Origin of the sequence: Pseudarcicella hirudinis, assembly GCF_900115665.1 — a bacterium.
GTDB lineage: Bacteria > Bacteroidota > Bacteroidia > Cytophagales > Spirosomataceae > Pseudarcicella > Pseudarcicella hirudinis.
This window is the reverse complement of sequence record NZ_FOXH01000002.1, coordinates 414640-435936: the sequence shown is the minus strand read 5'-3', so window position 1 is coordinate 435936 and position 21297 is coordinate 414640. Positions and strand designations below refer to the sequence as shown.

The 21297-nt window shown below is 38.7% G+C and carries 15 protein-coding genes; 9 read left to right on the top strand and 6 right to left on the bottom strand.

The window, feature by feature from the left end; translation table 11 throughout:
- The first annotated feature begins 32 nt into the window (after nt 1–32).
- The 4 genes from BM179_RS04885 (at nt 33) to BM179_RS04870 (ending at nt 6769) form a co-directional block, all read left to right on the top strand.
- Entirely contained in the window at nt 33–2816 is a 2784-nt protein-coding gene (locus tag BM179_RS04885; protein WP_374754568.1) for a substrate-binding domain-containing protein, read from the top strand.
- 206 nt (nt 2817–3022) lie between these two features.
- Entirely contained in the window at nt 3023–4354 is a 1332-nt protein-coding gene (locus BM179_RS04880; RefSeq protein ID WP_092013067.1) for a sugar porter family MFS transporter, read from the top strand.
- Nucleotides 4355–4359: 5 nt separating this feature from the next.
- Nucleotides 4360–5268: a carbohydrate kinase family protein gene (locus BM179_RS04875; protein WP_092013064.1), complete on the top strand. Its 909-nt coding sequence runs from the start codon at nt 4360–4362 to the stop codon at nt 5266–5268.
- On the top strand, nt 5252–6769 hold the full coding sequence (locus tag BM179_RS04870; protein WP_092013061.1) for a glycoside hydrolase family 32 protein: 1518 nt from the start codon (nt 5252–5254) through the stop codon (nt 6767–6769). The genes BM179_RS04875 and BM179_RS04870 overlap by 17 nt, the downstream gene beginning before the upstream one ends.
- Before the next feature lie 144 nt (nt 6770–6913).
- On the opposite strand, the gene BM179_RS04865 is transcribed toward BM179_RS04870, so the two are convergent.
- Nucleotides 6914–7411 carry a hypothetical protein gene (locus BM179_RS04865; protein WP_143095151.1) on the bottom strand — a complete coding sequence of 166 codons (498 nt, stop codon included), beginning with the start codon at nt 7409–7411 and terminating at the stop codon, nt 6914–6916.
- Between the two features lie 285 nt (nt 7412–7696).
- Between BM179_RS04865 and BM179_RS04860 the strand changes: the two genes are divergently transcribed.
- Entirely contained in the window at nt 7697–8131 is a 435-nt protein-coding gene (locus BM179_RS04860; protein ID WP_092013054.1) for a DUF2059 domain-containing protein, read from the top strand.
- 89 nt (nt 8132–8220) lie between these two features.
- Here the strand turns inward: BM179_RS04860 and BM179_RS04855 are convergent, their stop codons facing one another.
- The 3 genes from BM179_RS04855 to BM179_RS04845 all read right to left on the bottom strand — a co-directional run bounded on the left by BM179_RS04855 (nt 8221) and on the right by BM179_RS04845 (nt 12798).
- Nucleotides 8221–11217 (bottom strand): family 78 glycoside hydrolase catalytic domain, encoded by a 2997-nt coding sequence (locus BM179_RS04855; RefSeq protein ID WP_092013052.1) that lies wholly within the window; start codon nt 11215–11217, stop codon nt 8221–8223.
- Between the two features lie 240 nt (nt 11218–11457).
- Nucleotides 11458–11865, bottom strand: a complete 408-nt coding sequence (locus BM179_RS04850; protein ID WP_092013049.1) for a DUF983 domain-containing protein — start codon at nt 11863–11865, stop codon at nt 11458–11460.
- A 63-nt stretch (nt 11866–11928) separates the two neighbouring features.
- Nucleotides 11929–12798: an AraC family transcriptional regulator gene (locus tag BM179_RS04845; RefSeq protein WP_092013046.1), complete on the bottom strand. Its 870-nt coding sequence runs from the start codon at nt 12796–12798 to the stop codon at nt 11929–11931.
- 288 nt (nt 12799–13086) lie between these two features.
- On the opposite strand from BM179_RS04845, the gene BM179_RS04840 reads away from it, so the two are divergent.
- On the top strand, nt 13087–14502 hold the full coding sequence (locus BM179_RS04840; RefSeq protein WP_092013667.1) for an amidohydrolase family protein: 1416 nt from the start codon (nt 13087–13089) through the stop codon (nt 14500–14502).
- A gap of 82 nt (nt 14503–14584) precedes the next feature.
- Here the strand turns inward: BM179_RS04840 and BM179_RS04835 are convergent, their stop codons facing one another.
- Together BM179_RS04835 and BM179_RS04830 are read right to left on the bottom strand one after the other, a co-directional pair.
- The gene (locus tag BM179_RS04835) at nt 14585–14947 is read right to left on the bottom strand and encodes a hypothetical protein (protein ID WP_092013043.1); all 363 of its coding nucleotides are present in this window, start codon (nt 14945–14947) and stop codon (nt 14585–14587) included.
- Nucleotides 14948–14951: 4 nt separating this feature from the next.
- Nucleotides 14952–15587, bottom strand: a complete 636-nt coding sequence (locus tag BM179_RS04830) for a SatD family protein (RefSeq protein WP_092013039.1) — start codon at nt 15585–15587, stop codon at nt 14952–14954.
- Between the two features lie 260 nt (nt 15588–15847).
- Between BM179_RS04830 and BM179_RS04825 the strand changes: the two genes are divergently transcribed.
- From BM179_RS04825 to BM179_RS04815, 3 genes are all read left to right on the top strand, one after another.
- Nucleotides 15848–16450 carry an RNA polymerase sigma factor gene (locus BM179_RS04825; RefSeq protein WP_092013036.1) on the top strand — a complete coding sequence of 201 codons (603 nt, stop codon included), beginning with the start codon at nt 15848–15850 and terminating at the stop codon, nt 16448–16450.
- A 109-nt stretch (nt 16451–16559) separates the two neighbouring features.
- Nucleotides 16560–17666: a FecR family protein gene (locus BM179_RS04820; protein ID WP_092013033.1), complete on the top strand. Its 1107-nt coding sequence runs from the start codon at nt 16560–16562 to the stop codon at nt 17664–17666.
- A gap of 173 nt (nt 17667–17839) precedes the next feature.
- Entirely contained in the window at nt 17840–21280 is a 3441-nt protein-coding gene (locus tag BM179_RS04815; protein WP_092013029.1) for a TonB-dependent receptor, read from the top strand.
- Nucleotides 21281–21297: the final 17 nt, after the last annotated feature.

The window sequence follows — 21297 nt, the reverse complement described above, 5'->3', positions numbered from 1 at the left end:
ATCTTTATCGGTCAAACCAATAGCACCAGTCCATGGAGATGAATTCTCTTAACAAATCAGTTATATGCCAAAAGCAATTTATTCAAATATTTTTCCTGATTATATCAGGAATCCTGCTTTTTCCTTCCTGCAAAGAAAATTCGAACCAAAAGCATTATAAAATCGGGTTTTCGCAGTGTACAGGTGGAGATGAATGGCGCAGATCTATGCTTTTGGAAATGCAGAGAGAACTGTTTTTTCATCCTGATCTGGAACTGGTTTACAAAGATGCTGTAAACAGTACCCAAACTCAAATAAAACAAATCAATGATCTGATGAAAGAAGACATTGATTTACTGATTATTTCACCGAATGAATCCGCACCTCTGGCCCCTGTCGTTCAGGAAATTTTCCGGAAAGGTATTCCTGTTATTGTGCTCGACCGCAAAATCAATACCGATGCCTACAGTACTTTTATCGGCGCAAACAATATTGAAATTGGTAAGGCAGTTGGCAATTTTGTAGCCAAAAAGCTGAAAGGGAAAGGAAAAGTAGTAGAAGTATTAGGACTGGAAAGCTCCTCTCCTGCTCAGGAACGTCATAAAGCTTTTTCAGATGTATTGAAAAATTATCCTGAAATCAATGTAATTAAAGAGTTACAGGGGCAATGGGAAAAAGATACAGCCAGAAAAGTGGCAGCTCAGAATATCGGGGCATTGCAGGAAGCAGACCTGGTTTTTGCACATAATGATGTGATGGTCAAGGGAATTTATGAAGTTTGTCATAAAAATAGCCAAAACAAAAACATCCTTTTCGTAGGCATCGACGGGCTGGCAGGTCCTCATAATGGTTTACAGATGCTTGAGGATAAAATGCTTACGGCCACCTTCCTCTATCCTACCGGAGGGGAAGAAGCCATTAAGGTTGCTTCGCAGATTCTTGCCGGAAAAGCAGCTCAAAGAGAATATAAACTCAATTCTATCCAGATTGATTCCTCAAACGTGAAAGGCATTAAAGCACAAAGTGACAAGCTACTTAATCAGCAGGAAGATATTCAGAAATTAAATACAGAAATTGACACATTAGAAAATACTTTCAGCTCTGAAAGAAACAAGTTGTATTTTACCATTGCCTGTCTCTTCCTTACCTTGTCGATTAGTGCCTGGGCTTTCTATCTGGTGAAAGAGAAACAAGCAGCCAATCATCAACTGGCTCTGCAAAATGAACAAATTACCTTGCAAAAGGATGCTATCGAAAATATTTCAGAAAAAGCGAAACAGGCTACCGAAGACAAACTCCGGTTTTATTCATACATTTCCCATGAATTTAAAACGCCGTTAAGTCTCATTATATCTCCGACAGATGAGCTGTTAACGTTAAAAGCCATTTCCCAGAAAGACTTAAAAAGTAATTTACAGCTGGTACAGAAAAACGCCTATCGCTTACTCAGACTGGTTGATCAATTGCTGGATCTGAGAAAAACAGATGCCGGAAAACTACTTTTACAGGCGGCTGAACAGGATCTGGTAATGTTCGTCAGGGAAATCGTGAAAGATTTTCAAAATAAAGCTATCAAAAATGCCATAGACTTACAGTTTTTCTCACAGGAAAATGACCTGAAGGTTTGGTTTGATGCAGAGAAACTGGACAAAGTAATCTTCAATTTATTGTCAAACGCCTTTAAATATACTCCAAAGGGAGGATTTATACATGTTCAGTTAAAGGTAAAACAAAACAACGTCTTCATTGAAGTAAAAGATAATGGAGAAGGCATGAGTGAAAAGGAAAAAAATCAGGCATTTGATTTGTTCTACAGCGGTTCCAAACATTACAGCCTTGGAACGGGGCTTGGGCTGGCATTGTCAAAAGAATTTGTTAACCTGCATCAGGGAGATATTGAGGTTTCTTCTCAGAAAGGAGAAGGAACGACATTTACAATTCTGCTGCCTCTGGGAGATCAGCATCTTACTGAAAACGAAAAAATTGATCAGGCACCCGTAATCTCACCTTCAGTACATCAGTTTACAGAGGAAGATAAACCGGATTCAACCTTAAATGGAAGCCAGGAAAGTGAATATGGTACTATTCTGGTAATTGAGGACAATACTGATTTACAACTCTTTCTGGTGGAGAAACTCCGGAAAGAATTTAATATTATTGCCAGTAAATCAGCAGAAGAAGGTTGGGACAAAATCATAGAGAATATACCGGATTTAATTATCTCGGATGTTATGCTTCCCGGAATCGGCGGTTTCGAAATAACCAACCGGATTAAAACAGATTTCCGGACTTCTCACATTCCGGTGATTCTTCTGACTGCCAAAGGGCATATTGATGATCAGATCGAGGGAATCAAAGCAGGAGCTGATGTTTATCTGACCAAACCTTTTAACACTACTTACCTGATTGAAACCATCAAAACCTTATTCAATAACCGAACCAGGGTACAGCGCAGATTCAGCTCGGAGTTTTTGTTTAAGAATGAAAATAAATCGGAAAAAAAATTCCTGAACGAACTTACTGCCATTATTGAAAAGCATATTGCCGATTCAACGTTTAGTGTAGAACGTTTAAGTCAGGAAATGGGCATGTCAAGGGTTCAGCTTTACAGAAAAGTTCAGGCCTTATTGCAAATGAATGTCAACGACTATATTACTGAGGTCAGGCTCAACAAAGCGAAAGCTTTGCTGCGCGATACCGATAAATCTATGGCCGATATTGCCTTTGAAGCAGGGTTTAATTCTCCTGCCTATTTTACTACGCTCTTTAAACAAAAGAATAACCAGACACCAAGCGAATACCGTAAAAATAAGGGAGGTACGATTTTTAAAAACTGATGTAACATTTTTGAAATTGCAATAATTTATTATACATTTAAGTAACTGATAAACAAACAATTACATGTATTTTAAAATTTGATAATTTTTGAAAGAAAAGAGAAATACCTATACGGAAATGCCTGCGTAAATTTGAACATCAAAATTAATTTTTGATACTATTAACCATTTTTAAATTAACAAACATTAACCTGGTACTTATTCCTATGAATCCCAAAAAGAAGATTTTACTTTGGTCAATTACCGCAGCATTGGGAGGTTTCCTCTTCGGTTTCGATACTGCGGTTATTTCAGGAGTAGAGCAGACACTCCAGTCTATCTGGAACCTAAATCCGTTTCAACATGGACTTACCGTTTCAATTGCTCTCATAGGAACAGTACTGGGTTCAATGTTTGGTGGAATTCCGGCCGATAAATTCGGCAGAAAAAAGACTTTATTCTGGATTGCCGTTTCCTATTTCCTTTCCGCTCTTGGTACTGGCCTGGCTCCCGATTGGGGCTTTTTCTTAATCTTCAGATTTTTAGGTGGAGTAGGCGTCGGTGCTTCTTCGGTAGCTGCCCCTATGTATATCACTGAAATTTCCCCTTCAAAATCAAGAGGAAAAATGGTTGCAATGTTTCAGTTCAATGTGGTTTTCGGAATATTGATTGCCTATCTCTCCAACTTTCTTTTACAAAACATTGAGCATGAGGCTTGGAGATGGATGCTTGGTATTCAGGCTGTTCCGGCATTATTTTATATTCTTACCGTTATTAACATTCCGGAAAGCCCCCGTTGGCTGCTGGTAAAAAAAGGAGCGGTTGACGAAGCCCGAAGCATTCTTCAGATTATCGATAAAGAATCGGCAGATGATACCCTCAACAACATCATTGAGTCATCAAAAACTACAGTATCCGCAGGTAGTGTACGATTGTTTTCTTCAAAATACAGAACTCCTGTAACCTTAGCCGTACTTTTTGCAATTTTTAACCAGGTTTCAGGCATTAATGCCATTATTTATTATGCTCCGAGGATTTTTGAAATGACAGGTTTAGGAAAAAGTTCAGCCCTGCTCTCTTCGGCAGGAATAGGATTAATTAACCTGACTTTTACCCTGATTGCGCTTAATATCATCGACAAATTTGGCAGAAGAAACCTGATGTTTGTCGGCTCTGTAGGCTTGATTCTTACACTTGGACTTGTTGCCAGGGCATTTTTCACCGAGGATTTCGGCGGCTTGACTGTACCACTTCTTCTGTTTGTTTACATTGCCTTCTTTGCATTCTCTCAGGGAGCGGTAATCTGGGTATTTATTTCTGAGATATTCCCTAATGAAGTAAGAGCAAACGGACAGGCTTTGGGAAGTTTTACGCACTGGATTATGGCCGCTATTGTGGCATTCAGCTTCCCTTCAATTGCTGAATATTTTGGTGGCGGTATTACCTTTTTATTCTTCTCAGGCATGATGGTCTTACAATTGCTTTTTGTCTGGAAAATTATGCCGGAAACTAAAGGAACTTCACTCGAAAAAATAGAAAGAACTTTCGTCGCTCATTAAAAATCATGACCGAAAACATCATTTGCTTTGGCGAAATGCTGTGGGATATGCTCCCTTCAGGCAAACAGCCGGGTGGCGCGCCTATGAATGTGGCCGTACACCTTAAAAACTTAGGACTTCAGGTAAGTATCATCAGCCGGGTCGGGGATGATGAACTGGGCAAAGAACTACTTGATTTCCTGTCTGAAAAGAATATTGACACTTCCCTTATTCAGCAAGGTCAAACCCACCTGACCGGGGTGGTAAAGGCAAATGTTGACAATAAAAATGAAGTAACTTATAAAATTGTACATCCTGTTGCCTGGGATTATATCCAACTCGATGAAACTTCAGAAAGAGCAGTAGAAGATGCCGCAGTATTCATCTTCGGAAGTCTTGCGGCGAGAAGTGAAAGTTCACAGAATACCCTGCATCATTTGCTAAAAAAGGCGAATCTGAAAGTTTTTGATGTAAACCTCAGACCTCCTTATTACAATCAGGAAACGGTAGAATATTTGCTGAAGCAGGCCGATTTTGTTAAAATGAATCATAATGAACTGGCCGAGATTTCAAGCTGGTATGAAGAATATGCCGACGAAAATCAGGCGATGGCTAACCTGATCCAACAATACGATTTAAAAGCACTTTGTGTGACCAAAGGAGAAAATGGTGCAAAACTCTGGCAGAATGGTAAATTTTATGATTGCAAAGGTTTTAAGGTTGAGGTAAAAGACACAATCGGAAGCGGAGATTCATTCCTTGCAGCACTTCTGAAAGGATATCTGAACAAAACAGAACCTTCAGAAAATCTGCTTTTTGCCTGTGCAACCGGCTCTTTAGTCGCCACTTACCTGGGCGCAACACCGGCTATTTCCGAATCACAAATACAATCTTTTATCCTACAATCTGCTCCAAACCATGAATTTCAGGTATAGTCTTATAGTAAGTCTTTTACTGGGCCTTTCCATTACAGGATTCGCCCAGAAAGAAACACCCGATTATCGTCCGCAATATCATTTTACACCACCCAAAAACTGGACTAACGATCCTAACGGTTTGGTTTATTCAGACGGAAAATACCATTTGTTTTATCAATATAACCCATTTGGCAATCAGTGGGGACATATGAGCTGGGGACATGCCACAAGTACCGATCTCATCAACTGGAATCATTTGTCATTAGCTTTGCCTGAGTACAACAATGCTGACGGCTCTGAATCTATGATTTTTTCGGGAAGCGCAGTGGTTGACAAACAAAATTCCTCAGGCTTTTTCACCAAAGGTCAAACCAATGGACTGGTTGCCATCTATACTGCTTTTGTTCACAGGAACCTTGCACCGATTTACCAGCACCAGAACCTGGCTTACAGCGGAGACGATGGAAAAACATGGCAGTATTATAAACAGAATCCTGTATTGGATCTGAAAAGTAAGGATTTCCGGGATCCGAAAGTATTCTGGTATGCTCCTCAGCAAAAATGGGTCATGACTGTTTCAAAAGCAGACCGTCAGCAGGCTTATTTTTATGAATCGCACGATTTGAAAAGCTGGAAGTTCATGAGCCGTTGGGGAAGAGCAGGAAATACCGCAAGGGTTTGGGAATGTCCGGATCTGATAGAGGTTTCAGTACAGGGAGAAAAAACCAAAAAATGGGTCTTGTTCATTTCATCAGGAAATCCGCAGGAATTATATCCGGGGATGCAATATTTTGTGGGTGAATTTGATGGAAAATCATTCAAACCTGATCAGGCTTACGAAGAGCCGGAATATGTAGATTTCGGGAAAGACTTTTTTGCCGGAGTAACATTTAATAATGCTCCAAACGACAGAAAAATCTTATTGGGCTGGGTAAATGACTGGGAATATGCCAATGATATTCCAACAGGAGGTGAATGGCGCGGAGCATTCTCTGTTCCGCGGGAATTATCTCTTAAAAGAACTGCCAAAGGATTTGAATTAATTCAGTGGCCGGTTTCTGAATTGAAAAAAGGTCAAAAAGAAGCATTTTCAACCCAAAATCTGAAAGTAACATCGAATTATGAAGTACCCTTCCGTGGAAATATCTTCGATTTGGAACTAACCCTAAAACCGCAGCAGGCAAAGGTTTTTGAATTAAAATTACTTCAGAGTACAGACGAAGAAACAGTTCTCAGATATGACGTTTCTGAACAAACGCTTTCATTGGATAGAACACATTCCGGAAATGTAAGCTTCAATCCTAAATTTGCCAGTGTGGAAAAAGTGAGAGTGCCTTTGAAAGATGGTAAACTTCAACTGAGAGTTCTTGCGGACAAATCTATCATCGAAGTTTTTGCTCAAAATGGAGAAAAAACGCTGACGGATCTGGTTTTTCCTCTTAAAAAAGAAGGAAAACTAAGTATTTCCTCTTCAGGAGGAGAATCGGTTATAAACTTACTGAAGATTAATAGTTGGTAGAATAGAGTTTTGAAATTTTAAATAGCGGGACAAATCTTGCTCCCGCTATTTTTTTATGTCAGGTATTTTAGCCTCTTACTTTTTCATAACTCTGGTTCAACAATATATATCAACCTTCAAAAAGCCATTCGGCGAGTCTGGATTTTAGAATTTCTTAGAAAGCGTAGCATCAAAACTTACTTTAATTACAGGTCCTCCTGCTGCGGAATCATCCTGCTGGAAAGTGCCTGAAATCCTGGAAGAAGAATTAACCGTTGTAATCAAGCTTTCAGGATGACATGAGCCGGAATATTGAACCATTTGTCCGTTTAAGACAATCCAGTAATTATATCTTGATCCTTTTACCAGATCCAGCGAAAAACCCTCTCCCAGATTCCCTTCCAGACAACTCAGATCTTTACAGGACTTAATTTTATCCGTTAAGTCTTTCCCTGAAAAAACCAGCTTTCTGAAAGTTTCTGAAGGATTGAACTGATCTTTTGCCTCAAAAAGATACACATATTTCAGATTTCCGGTAAAAGTCTTCGCTTTCAATTTATACACAATTGTTCCGTTGGCTTTATCTCCGCCCTCTTTAAATTTCCAGGCAATAATTGACAAAGCAAGCAGCAGAGATAACAAAACAAACATGATCTTTTTCATGAGAGCATCTGTTTAGGAGTGAAAAGATCCCCCGAATGATTCTGAATTCATTTCCCCCAAAACAAATTCTGCTATATGAAATTCAGAGAATCCTGTATTAAGATACTAAAACACTGAAAAAGAGTCAATTATTAGAACAGATATTTAGTAAATGGATATTCAGATGTCTGCAAATCAAAGATTCTTTGCTCATCCATCTTTCGTCTTAAATCTCATATCTAACCTATTTACAATTTTCATTACATTTATACGTTCAAAATTGTAAACCAGATACAGAAACTATTCATGAAGAAATTCCTTTTAACACTCCTTATTTTATCCCCTTTTTTCAGTTATTCTCAGGCAGATACGACTACCCAAAAAAATCAGGAAATTAAGAAACTGATGATATTAACCGGTGTAGTTGATATGGCAAGAACCGGTATGAATCAAATGATTCAGCAAATGAAGAAAACACCCAATCCAAACTTACCTGAGGGCTTTTTTGATGAATTTATAAAAGAAATAAAAGACGAAGATTTATTGAATATGTATGCCCCGATTTACGGCAGGCACTACTCATTGAACGAAATCAAACAACTGAACAAATTCTATGAATCACCGATCGGGAAAAAAGTAATCCGGGAAACGCCGGCCCTTATGACCGAGTCTATTGCCGCCGGGTCTGTCTGGGGAAGGGAAATCGGTGAACGAGTGATGAAAAGAATGAAGAAAAACTAAAGCAAAAAAGCCTTTTTCATTACCGGAATCTATGGTTTTATCCAAAAAATTCCGGCAATGGAAAAGGCTGAAAGCATTCAGGAAACTTCTTACTCTTTTGTTCCTTCAATTAAAAAGCTCATTACTTCAATATTTATCTTAGAAACTTTCCCCTGTCCATCCCTGATAAATTTAATTTTCGCATCTCCGTTTTCAAAAACATCTGGTTTCCCTTCAATCGGACTTGCCGTCCCTGAAACCATTCCTCCTTTAATAACCAACTCGTTGTTACGGACACTTACTTCTATTTCTCTGGTTTGAGCACTTGCTGTAACATATTTACCGGCATAGTCTCCTAATTTAACTTCTTTGAAAAGCTGATTGACATTTGAACTGAACTGGTATTTCCCCGATCCGACATTTACTACCACATAATCTCCTTCTTTTCCAACCACCTTTATGTCAGCAACTTCAGCAAGACTTTTACCATTTTCCTTCACATCCTCAACGCCCGATGCCGGAATATAAATTGTCGCTGAAGTATTTGGCGGAATCGTAGTTTCAAATTGCAGTTGCTTGTTTTCTACTTTCCAATGAGAAACAACTGTGCCATAGTAAGTCTGCAAATCCGCTGCTGCATTACTGAAATTACCACCCAAATGTGGTTTAATTACAATTTCCTTATAACCTACTCCCGACTCTTTCGTATCAATACCTGCCATTACTCTGTACATCCAGTCACCGATTGCACCATAAGCATAATGGTTAAATGAATTCATACCGACATTCTGGAACGTGCTGTCAGGTTTAATACCATCCCAACGCTCCCAAATTGTTGTTGCTCCCATTTTAACAGGATATAACCAGGATGGATAGGTTTCCTGCAAAAGTAATTTATAGGCAATGTCTGTACGGCCAAAACGGGTAAGAACATGACATAAATAAGGTGTCCCCAAAAATCCGGTAGTCAGGTGATTTCCATAACTTTTCACATTTTCCACCAGACGCTGAACAGCCTGTTCTCTCATTCCTTCGGGAAGCATATCAAAATTCAAAGCCAGTACATATGCAGTCTGAGAACTCGAAACCAGACGGCCGTTCGGGGTTAAATATTCTTTCAGAAAAGCTTCCTTTATTTTTTTCAATAAATCAGAATATTGGGCAACATCCTCCGGTTTATTAAGCACTTTTGCAGTTTTTATGAGCAATTCTGTGGAAAAGGCATAAAAACACTGTGCAATTAAAAACTTATCGGTAACAGCAGATCTTCCGTCATTATCATCTCCGGGTCTGTAGAACAACCAGTCGCCAAAATGATGCCCTGAGTTCCAAAGGTCATTTTTACTTTGCTCCTTAATATAGTTCACCCAGGCTTTCATGCTTGGATACTGATCTTCCAGAATTCTTTTATCACCATAAGCCAGGTACATATTCCAGGGAGCAATAGTTGCCACATCCGACCAGCCGGAACCTCCGGCAAATGGCCCTAAAATATTAGGAATTACCGCCGGAACGGCACCATTCGGCAATTGATCTGCAGCTACATCCTTCAACCATTTGGCAAAAAAACTATTCGCTCCGAAATTGAATGCAGCTGTACGTGAAAAAGCCTGTGCGTCTCCAGTCCAGCCCAAACGCTCATCTCTTTGCGGACAATCTGTTGGCACATCAAGAAAATTGCCCTTTTGTCCCCATTGGATATTTTTCTGTAACTGATTAATTAAAGCATTGGAAGAAGTAAACGTGCCTGTCGGTTTCATATCCGAATACAAGGTTACCGCAGTAAAATTATCAGGGTTAAGGTCTCCGTCTATTCCTTCTACTTTCAGGTATCTGAAACCCTGCCAGGTAAAATGCGGTTCAAAGGTTTCCTGTTTTCCTCCGCTCAGGATATAAGTATTTCTCGAATCAGCGGTGCGTAGGTTATCAGTATAAAAATTTCCGAATTTATCCAACACCTCCGCATGTGACAAAACGATTTTATCTCCGGCTTTTCCATTGGCTTTTAGGACAACCCATCCCACCAGATTCTGACCAAAATCTATTACTTTTTCACCTTTTGGTGTAGAAAAAATCTTTACCGGCTTGAATACTTCATGCTTGCGAACCGGTTCATTATAAGTAGCAATTAACACATCTTTAGCATAATCTTTTACCTCAACTCCCGACCACTGCTGGTCATTGAAGCTGCCCGTTGCCCAATCCGATTTAAATGCCCTGGCATCATAAACCTCCCCGAAATAAATTTCAGAGCTGAGAATCGGGCCGGTTGAAGCTTTCCAGGTTCCGTCAGACACTATACTTTCTTTAGAACCGTCACTGTAAGTAATGTCCAGCTGGAGCAACAAACCCAGTTTTTTACCATAATAGTTAGATCTTCCGACAAAACCGATTGTACTGCGATACCAGCCATTACCCAAAGTAACTCCGATCGCATTTTTCCCGGTTTTCAGAAGGTTAGTGACATCATATACCTGATACTGAAGTCTTTTGTTATAACTCGTCCAACCCGGAGTAAGATACGCATCTCCTACCCTTTGGCCGTTGATATGGGCCTCATACATACCATGAGCCGTAATATAAGCCGTAGCGGAAGTTATTTTTTTGGCAGCAGAGAAAGCCTTTCTCAGTAAGTGTGCAGGGCGTTTTATGGTATCTTCCTTAAATCCGGCTTCAATCCACTGAGCTTTCCAGTCTGATTTATTCAATAAAGCCATTTGCCAGAAAGCCGGTTCGCTCCAGGCAGACACATTTCCCTGATTGTCCCAGACCCTGACTTTCCAGAAATACCGTTTACCGGATTCCAGACTTTTTCCGGCATAAAGAATATGCACCGACTGATCAGAATTAACTTTTCCTGTCTGCCAGACGGGAGTCTTGCCATTTGCAGCAGTACTCACCAGAATCTCATAAGCCGTTTGTTTTACATTCCGCTTGTCTGTCTGAAGACTCCAGCTAAAACGTGGGTCTCTGGTATCAAGACCAATCGGATTAGTCTGATTTTCGAGTAATAAATTTTGAAGAGAAACCTGTGCTTTTCCGTAGAAACTAAGCAGAATCAATAAGCACGAAAGGCCAAAAATCCTTTTGGTAATGTTAAGAGTCATAGTTTTTTCAGTATGGATAAATAATTTTCAAAAAACAGATTTTCCGACTGCCATAGCACTGGGAATAAATCTATTTTATATTCAAATATTGCAAACTAATCTACCTGAACCATCCTATACTCTCCTGCGTTGAGGGCTAATAGTTAATATTGCTTTTCTTGAAAACCCACAAAACCATATAACAAAAGAAAGCCGGACTTCCCGTTGAGGGGAAAGCCCGGCTTTTACTATCGGTGTGTTTTATCGTAAATCGGCTTTGTATTTTACAAACCCGAAAAGGTGGAGAAATACGCTTCGTGAAATTCTGAAATTAACCGGAACTGCTAACAGAGAAATAATGGTAATCGGTACTACATAACCCATTACAGGAGGGTCGTTGAAAAACCAATAAATCACGACACCCAGCAAAATCAGCAACAAAATAGAAAAGCCGTAACTTACAAACATGGCACCATACCAGAATCCGGGTTCCACTTCAAAACGGAGGTTACAAACCGGGCAGTTTTCATTCATTTTGTCGAATTTATCAACTCTCCATAATGGATATTTAAACATATTTCCCTGACGGCATTGCGGACATTTTTCTCCCATCATTGCCCGAAATTCAGAACGTTCTACGTCAAATTTCAGATTTTTATATTCGCTCATAACTAAAGCTATTTATGTTAAAATCAAAATATTCAATATTTAATAAAAGGCTAAAATTGGTGCTCAGCCAGCTTTTCTTCTAAATTCTTCCGGGGTAATTCCTGCCTGTCTTTTAAAAAACTTGGTAAAATATGAATTGTCTTTAAAATTCAGCGTATAGGCAATTTCGGAAATACTCAAATCCTGATTGACCAGTAATCGTTTCGCTTCCAGTAAAATCCGGTTCCTGATAAGTTCTCCTGCCTGCATTCCCATCTGATCTTTGCACAAAGCATTCAGATGGTTTGGTGTAATGTACAATAACTCTGCATATTCCATCGGCAATTTCAGATGTGTATAATGTTTTTCGATCAGCTTCTGAAAATTTCTCAGCAAAGTATAATTATAATTCGGTGCACTCGTTTGCTTATTTCTGAAAACACTCTGGTCAATTTTCATGAAAATCTGCAAAAGCAGAATCCTGATAATATCCCAATGCGAAGCATTCTGAGGAGCAGCCTGTGCAATAATTTCTTCAAAAAGCTTCTGTATTCCCTCATGCAAGTCTTTAGGAAGATTTATTACACTGTCATCCGTGATACCATTAAAAAAGGAAAAAGATTCAAGGTAATCCTGCTTCAACAAAAATGACTGAAAAAATGCCGGAGAAAAATTCACTACATAACCATCCACTTCTCCTTCAAATTCCCAGGAATGCACCTGCCCCGGTACCATAAAATAAATCTGAAACGGTTTTACTTCGAAACTGTTAAAGTCTATCGTATGAGAGCCTCCGCCTTTGGTAAACAGAATCAGGTGATAAAAACTGTGCCTGTGTGCCAGGTGTAAATTATGGTGCTCTTTCAGATATTCAGCAAAACGGCTTACTAAAATATCCTCTTCTTTAAATTCAGAAAGAGAGCAAATATCCACTATTGGTATATCTCGTTTCATGACAATACAAATTTAGGTAGCATAAGTGCCGTGGAATGGTAATTTACAGTCTTTGTATGGTAATAATTACCGATTGGCCCAAAATCCCTGCAATATGTCATTATTTGAAAAATGCCATTCGGGTCAGAAAACTGACAGACAGAATAACCTGATTTGATGTTTTAGAAATAGTTGATTGTACTTTTTACCTTTCAATTCTCTTTTTGAAGGTTTTAAAAGATGTCATACCAGGACGGTATTATTTTAACAGGTGGAAAATGTATATTTGCGATCCTAAATAACAATATTATGAAAAAAATCCTCATAACTGTCCTGCTGTCTATGCAGGTCGTCGTTTTATCCGCTCAAAAACAAAGGGTTGATTTACTCATAAAAAACGCTGATATTATCAACATAAAAACGGGAAAAGTCATTCCCGGTCAATTACTTGCTATTCAGAACGGGCGTATTTTAAGTGTTAGTCATACTAAAAATGCAGCTTTATTTCAGGCAAAAAAGACCATTGATGCCGCACATAAATTTGTAATTCCCGGTCTTTGGGATAACCATATGCACTTTGGAGGCGGAGATTCGCTCATTGAGGAAAACAAAAATCTTTTGCCGCTTTTCCTGGCTCATGGTATTACAACTGTGAGAGATGCTTCAGCCGATATCAGCCCTTCAGTTCTGAAATGGCGAAACGAAATCAATCAGGGGACATTAGCAGGGCCTACCATTTTTACTTCCGGCCCGAAACTCGAAGGATATAAGTCTGTCTGGCTGGGAGATCTTGAAATCGGCACGCCGGAAGAAGTTACCAAAGCACTCGATTCTTTGCAGAAAATTAAGGTAGATTTTGTGAAAATTACCGATAATACCATCAAACCGGAAATCTATCTGGAGAGCATACGTCAGGCAAGAAAAAGAGGTTTCAGAATTTCAGGACACGTTCCTAACGCGCTGACAATGGCACAGGTTGCTGAAGCAGGACTGAGTTCTGTCGAACACATGTCTTATATTCTGAAAGCCGGGTCGAAAAATGAAAAAGAGATTTCGGAACAGGCGGCTGCCGGAACATTAAAAGGAAAAGCTCTTACCATGAAAATCATGGAAACTTTTGATTCAACAACGGCCCTGGCCACTTACCGCAATATGGCAAAACATGGAGTGGCAGTTACACCTACGCTTTCTCTGCCTTATATTCTGGCTTATCTCGATCAGGATGACCATAAAAAGGATGACTATTTACAATATATCGGAAAGGGTTTACAGAAAACCTATGTCGGAAGAGTAGAACGGGCTTCAAAAGATGATGCGGAAGCCATTGCCTTCAGAAAGGCGGTTTTTGAGAAATCCTCTTCACTTTTGCCACTTTTGAACAAAGCAGGGGTCATGATTATGGCCGGAACAGATGCCGGGTATTTAAATTCATATGCCTATCCGGGCATTGCCCTGCATAAAGAAATGGAGCTGATGGTAAAAGCCGGACTTACTCCTCTGCAAGTACTACAGGCCTCGGTAATTAACTCTCCCAAATTTCTGGGAAAAAAGGAATATGGAAGTCTGGAAGCCGGTAAAAAGGCAGATATCCTTATCTTAGATGAAAATCCGGTACTGAATATCAGTGCTACTCAGAAAATCTTCACAGTTATAAGTAAAGGTAATGTCTATGACCGTCAGAAAATCGCAAAAATGCTGGAAGAAGTGAAAGCGAAAGCTAAGTAGGTTTAAGCAAAAAAATCAGATGAGAGTCGGCAATGAACAAAGATTCCGACTCTCATGATATATTTTTAGTTTTTCTATTAATTTACTTGCTTATTAAATAGACCATATTATCAGAGTTTTGCCAAATATATACGTAAATAATAGCAAAAATTACGGATACAAGGTTACCAATAAGGTAATAATCATTGTATTTATCTACATTCTCTGCTTTTTCCTCATGCTTTAATCTTGTTGCCAGTTTTAATGCACTAAAAAAAGTAAGGGCATGCGCATATCCATTTACTAAAGCAATAAGAAGGAATAATCTTTCAATAACGCCTTTAATAATTGATCGGAAATCAAATCCTATTCTTTTATAAAATAGCTGAGCTGTTATTGCAAATAAAAAAGCTATAAGCATTTCACTTATAACAAACAAACCGATAAACATGACCAATTTCAGCATAAATTTATTTTCCTAGGTATAAAATCACTTCTTTTAATGCAAAATACTCGTCAATCTTCAAACTCTTCTTTCTTTTCCAGATAAGAGACCTTTCTTTGTCTAACTCAAATGCAACTTGTTTATAATCCTTATGTTCCAGAAACTTTGAAACAATATAGTAATCCTTCTCCACATTCCAATAATCTACCAACTCTTTTAGTATGAAAAACAGTTGATTTAGTACCTGATTTTTCTCTTTATCCTTAATATTAAAATAGAATCTATTCTTATGGGTTTTCATAGCTGCTAAAGATTCTCTGGCTAATGTCAACCCAGTTCCAAGCATCCCATGAGCTATTTTTCTATTTAACTTCGTATCTATATCCCCTTCAATCAACACATATCTCAACTTAAAACTCTTTTTTTCTTTAACTAACCTTTCCTCTATTTTCAGAATTACAGATAATGCTGAACCTAAATCTTTCAGTACACTTTGAAACTCATCTCCCAGAGTTATTGTCATAGGAGAAAGAAAATTCATTTTTTCTTCCTTGTTGACAGCACTTACAACTTCCTGAAAATCTGACATAAGTTGTCGTTGATCAACCTTCCGGCTCCCAATTACATCTGCCATTAATATTAATTTTTCTTTTTGCTCCATATCATTTCAAAAATAGTGAAATAACATAAAAAATTTCACAAAAAGTGAAACAACTTATAAAATTTCACAAAAAGTGAAACAGATTTGGTCATCGATCATATATCCGACATCCGCTGCAAAAACATTTATTTTCAGTACAATAAAGTCCATCCAACTATTTTGAGTAAAAAGAAGCAAATTTCTGCTTTGTTGTTAAAAAGAGATTTTATTGTACAAATAACTGAGTTATCCTTAAATCAATAAGTTCTCAGCTAACCATTTTGCAGGCAAAAACCTTAAATAGTGAAATTCCGGAACATCTTCTCTGGCAAAGATTCAAAGAAGGTGACAGCCAGGCATTCGGACAGATTGCCCGGAAACACTATAGGATATTGTTCAATTATTCTACTAAATTCACCAAAGACCGGGAACTGATAAAAGATTGTATTCAGGATCTTTTTCTTGAATTATGGGAACGTCGGGAAAACCTTTCCTCCACTCCTGTCGTTACCATTTATCTTTTAAAATCTATCAGAAATAATCTCCTCAAAAAAATCCGTAAAGAAAAATCAAGAAATGACAATGAGGATTTCGACACAGAATTATCATTTTCTGATGGTATTTCTATTGAATCAAGCATTATAGAAGGAGAAATATTTCAGGAGAATGAACACCATATCAGGAAGCTCCTGTCACAATTGCCCAAGCGTCAGCAGGAGATTATTTTTCTTAAATTCTACAATAGCTTCAGTAATGAAGAAATTGCAGACATTATGGAAATGAACCGCCAGTCTGTAGCCAATCTGCTTTACCGCGCTATTACCCATTTGAAAGTCAACTGGTTTACAGTTGCCCGTCTGCTCCTTATTCTGCTGATTCGTTAGTACCTTTTCTATATTTCAGTAAAAAATAAAAAAAAATTACGATTTAGTGAGTATCGAACTATCTCTGTGAGCTAATCCTTATAGAGAGTAAAATCATACAATTAATTCAATGATAAATTACATAAAATATAAGGCCGGGTCTTTTGCTTTGGATAATTCATTCCGCTCATGGGTTTTCAAAAATCGCAGAGAAGATATCGTCTTTTGGGAAAACTGGATACAGAATCACCCGGAGAAATTATCTGACATTCTGGAAGCAAAACAAATGGTATTATCATTGAAAAATGCGCAGGAGGAAATCAGTGACAATGAAATAGATGAAGAAATATCAAGACTGATAGAAACTGCAGAGCATCATCAGCCAATTTATTATAAACCGGCATTCAGCATCTGGTCGGCTAAATTCATGAAAGTGGCGGCAGTATTATTATTGATTCCGTCTTTAATCTGGTTTATCTACCGCTGGCAAAATAACCGGGAAAGCCTCTACAATACGAGCATAGCTCAAATCAATGCCTCTCAGATGACTGAAGTTTTCAATAATTCTGCGCAAACAAAGGTCGTCACACTTAGCGATGGAAGTTCTGTAATTTTACAGCCCGGAAGTCGTATAAGTTATCCCGTTACGTTCGGCCCGGAGAAAAGGGAGGTTGTTCTTTCTGGAGAAGCCTTTTTTGAAGTAGCCAAAAATCCGAATCAGCCATTTTTTGTATTTGCCAATGAATTAGTTACCAAAGTTTTAGGAACAAGTTTCAAAATAAAAGCCTATGAAAATGAAAAAAATGTAGAAGTTTTGGTAAAAACCGGAAAAGTTTCTGTGTTTTCCAAAAACGATCCTATGGTTAAAAAACACCAGGATCGTAAAGAATTAATCGGAATGGTTCTTACTCCGAATCAGGAAGTTATTTTCGAAAGAAAAGAAAACCGTCTGGTAAAAACCCTGATTGAGAGCCCAGTTTTACTTTCATTACCAGCTATTTACCGGCAAAGCTTTGAATTCAAACATACACCTGTTGCTGAGGTATTCAGCATTCTGGAAAAATCGTATGGAATTAAGATTGTATTCGACGAAGAAATTATGGCTTCCTGCGAATTGACGGCCTCACTCGGCGACGAACCGCTTTTTGAAAAAATCAAGCTGATCTGTAAAGTAATTGAGGCTAATTATGAAGTAGTGGATGCACAGATTATTATTACCGGAAAAGGCTGTCACTAACCCAGATTAAATATCGGACAAAAAAATCTGCTACCCAACATACCCCATAAAAAAGTCGGTAATGCGCTAACATCACCGACCGATTTTCTCCCCAAAGTTCTCAGGCTTTTTCATCCCGTAAGGGTTGATGGGGATTTCTTTGTAAGTCTGTTAAAACTAACAATTTCAAAATTATGTCAAAAAATCGACAATTCAACAAGATTATTTTTAAACTCATGAGAGTTACGATCTTTCAATTATTCATGCTGATTCTTTTCACAACGTTTGCCCGGGCGTTTGATGGAAAAGCACAGACTTTACTCGACCGAAAAATCACCATTCAGTTTAGTAATCAGGAGATTGAAGAAGCTTTGGATAAAATCGAAAAAGTCGCTGATGTAAGGTTTATGTACAGTCCTCAGCTGATTTCGGCTAGTCGCAGAGTAAATTTAAACTTCAAAGAAGAGCGGCTTTCAACCATTTTAAAAGCCTTTCTTAAACCCCTGAACCTGGAATACGAAGTGGTAGGTAACAAAATTCTGCTTAACAGAATTTCTGCTTTTCCGACACAAAACACCATAAAGGAGCAGGAGAAAAACATCCCAAACATAGAAGTGGCAGAGCAAACCGTCAGTGGTATCGTAACTGATGAAAAAGGCGAAACTTTGCCCGGTGTAAATATTCTGGTAAAAGGAACACAGAAAGGGGTAACGACAGATGCCAAAGGACAATTCAAAATCTCAGTAGCCGATGGCAATGCCGTATTGGTATTTACTTCAGTAGGATACAAAAAGCAGGAAGTCACAATTGGTGGTAAAACTCAGCTTAATATCAGCTTACAATTAGATACCCAAAGTCTTGAAGAAGTAGTCGTTGTCGGTTATGGAACACAGAAGAAAAAAGACCTTACCGGATCTGTCAGTTCGGTTCCAGTAAAAGACATTGACAAAGTACCAGTCAGCCGGGCCGATCAGATGATTCAGGGACGTGTAAGTGGTGTACAGGTCATACAAACCAATGCCGCTCCGGGAGGGAATGTAAGTATCCGGATCAGAGGAACAAACTCTATTAATTCAGGCAATGAGCCTTTGTTTGTTGTAGATGGTTTTCCGGGTGCAGGCGATTTAAATACAATTAATCCAAGTGATATTGAATCCATTGAAATATTAAAAGACGCTTCATCAACAGCTATTTACGGAAGCCGCGGTGCCAACGGAGTAGTATTAATAACCACTAAAAAAGGAAAAGCCGGAAAACAGATCATAAATTTCGAAGCATATACTGGTATTCAGCAGGTTGCTAAAAAATACGACATGATGAATGCCCGGGAATTTGCGACTCATTTAGACTCTGTGACGGCACAAAATAACAGAGCGAACGGTACAAAAACACCGTTGAACTACACTCCTGCTCAAATTGCCGCCATGGGAGAAGGTACAAACTGGCAGGATCAGGTACTCAGAGTCGCCCGGATATCAAACTATCAGTTTTCTATCAGTGGCGGAACAAACGATACCAAATATAATTTCAGTGCCGGATATTTTAACCAGGAAGGGATTGTCATTAATTCAGGTTTTGAAAGAGGAACACTCCGCTTTAATTTCGACAAAACAATTAGTCCGAGGTTAAAAATGGGCTATACTTCTCAGTTAGCCTATTCCAGTCAGAATGACGCCCTTGTAAATACCGTCGGAGGTTCAGCCGGAGGAACAGTTTATGATGCTTTACGTTTTAATCCGGTGATGCCAGTAAGAGACAGCACAGGCGCATATACCTACAAAAATGATGATCCCAATCACTTTGTAGATGTAGCTGGAAACCCTGTAGCCTATGCCGAAAATGTGACAGATCACAGAACCAATTTACGGACACTTTTAACCGGATTCGGAGAATATGAGATCATTGACGGTTTGAAATTAAGAATGAGCATCGGAACAGATATCAATTATTCAACCCGTGATTATTTTACGCCATCTTATTTGTATATCACCACCCAGAATACATCATCAGGTTCTTCCCAGAAAACCTCAAATACCAATTTCAGCTGGGTGAATGAAAATACGCTTACCTACGACAGACAATTCGATAAGAATAATTTCCTGAATGCTGTAGCAGGCGCTTCTGTTCAGGTATTCAAGCAAAACAATTTCACTGCCGCGGCAAACAATTTCTTTACCAATCAACTCGGTACCGATAACCTGGGTATTGCCGGAACAACTTTACCAAACAATACCAGTTCTCAGAAAAACACGCTGGCCTCCTTTTTCGGAAGAGTAAATTATCAGTTCATGAACAAATATTTATTCACCGTTACCATGAGGGCTGATGGTTCATCAAGATTCGGAGATGGTAATAAATGGGGATATTTTCCTTCAGGAGCCTTTGCCTGGCGTTTAATCAATGAGAGTTTCATAGAAAAACTGAAAGTTTTCAGTGATCTTAAACTCAGAATCGGTTACGGTGTTACTGGAAACCAGGAAATCGGTTCATACCAGTCATTACCTCAATATACCTCCAATGGCTATACTTTAAACGGGGTAAGGGTTATCGGACTTTCTCCTAATAATATTCCCAATCCTAACTTAAGCTGGGAATCCACTGCTTCATCAGACATTGGTCTGGACATCGGGCTTTTTAATAACCGTCTGACTGTCACGACAGATATTTATTATAAAAAGACTCAAAATCTGTTATTCAACAAATATATCCCGACTGAGTCAGGTTTTTCAACAGCATTAATCAATGCAGGAAGTCTGGAAAACAAAGGTTTGGAAATCAGCATAAACGGACTTGCTGTTACGACTAAAAAGTTTGATTGGGAAGTAAGCGGAAACATTTCATTCAACCGTAACAAAGTATTAGACCTTAACGGGACAGATAATCTTCTGGCAGGAAGTTCAAGCGGTAGTATTTTCCCGGGTTCTGTAACCCCTACTTCTATTTTAAAAGTAGGTGAGCCGATCGGTTCTTTCTATGGATATCAGTTCAACGGAATCTGGCAAACGGCAGAAGAAATTACGGCAAGCGGTATTAAAACCAAACCTAAACCGGGTGATCCTAAATATGTTGACCAGAATAATGATGGTATTATTTCCGGTACAGACAGAACCATTATCGGTAATGCTCTCCCGAAATTTGTCTATGGAATCACCAACTCATTCAGATATGGCAGATTTAATCTGACAGTCTTTATGCAGGGAGTTTCCGGTTATAATGTACTGAATGAAAATCTCTATGAACTTGAAAACGGTTTTCCAGGCACCAACAAACTTAAATACGTAGCCACCGAAAGCTGGACCGGACCCGGAACGAGTAACAGGCTTCCAAGCGTAAGCAGCATTTTGAGAAGAGGAACAGGTATAACCAGCGAAGTAATTGAAAGCGGGGATTATTTGAGGGTAAAAACAGCTACTTTATCTTATAATCTTGCCCTGAAGAATGCATCGGTTTTCAGATCTGCAACTATTTATGTTACAGCACAGAACCTTTTCACTTTCACCAATTATTCCGGTTATAACCCGGAAGTAAACTCTTATGGCAATAATTCAAATGCCAATAATATGAGTCTGAATACAGATTATAATTCTTATCCGCTGGCACGCACTTTCATCATTGGCGCTAAAATCGGATTCTAATTCTCAAAAAACTTCCA

Coding starts and splice junctions, on each gene's coding strand:
- BM179_RS04850 (WP_092013049.1), bottom strand. CDS start 11,865: ATGAGCGAATATAAAAATCTGAAATTTGACGTAGAACGTTCTGAATTT.
- BM179_RS04830 (WP_092013039.1), bottom strand. CDS start 15,587: ATGGAGCAAAAAGAAAAATTAATATTAATGGCAGATGTAATTGGGAGC.
- BM179_RS04870 (WP_092013061.1), top strand. CDS start 5,252: ATGAATTTCAGGTATAGTCTTATAGTAAGTCTTTTACTGGGCCTTTCC.
- BM179_RS04815 (WP_092013029.1), top strand. CDS start 17,840: ATGTCAAAAAATCGACAATTCAACAAGATTATTTTTAAACTCATGAGA.
- BM179_RS04885 (WP_374754568.1), top strand. CDS start 33: ATGGAGATGAATTCTCTTAACAAATCAGTTATATGCCAAAAGCAATTT.
- BM179_RS04845 (WP_092013046.1), bottom strand. CDS start 12,798: ATGAAACGAGATATACCAATAGTGGATATTTGCTCTCTTTCTGAATTT.
- BM179_RS04840 (WP_092013667.1), top strand. CDS start 13,087: ATGAAAAAAATCCTCATAACTGTCCTGCTGTCTATGCAGGTCGTCGTT.
- BM179_RS04875 (WP_092013064.1), top strand. CDS start 4,360: ATGACCGAAAACATCATTTGCTTTGGCGAAATGCTGTGGGATATGCTC.
- BM179_RS04855 (WP_092013052.1), bottom strand. CDS start 11,217: ATGACTCTTAACATTACCAAAAGGATTTTTGGCCTTTCGTGCTTATTG.
- BM179_RS04860 (WP_092013054.1), top strand. CDS start 7,697: ATGAAGAAATTCCTTTTAACACTCCTTATTTTATCCCCTTTTTTCAGT.
- BM179_RS04820 (WP_092013033.1), top strand. CDS start 16,560: ATGATAAATTACATAAAATATAAGGCCGGGTCTTTTGCTTTGGATAAT.
- BM179_RS04865 (WP_143095151.1), bottom strand. CDS start 7,411: ATGAAAAAGATCATGTTTGTTTTGTTATCTCTGCTGCTTGCTTTGTCA.
- BM179_RS04880 (WP_092013067.1), top strand. CDS start 3,023: ATGAATCCCAAAAAGAAGATTTTACTTTGGTCAATTACCGCAGCATTG.
- BM179_RS04835 (WP_092013043.1), bottom strand. CDS start 14,947: ATGCTGAAATTGGTCATGTTTATCGGTTTGTTTGTTATAAGTGAAATG.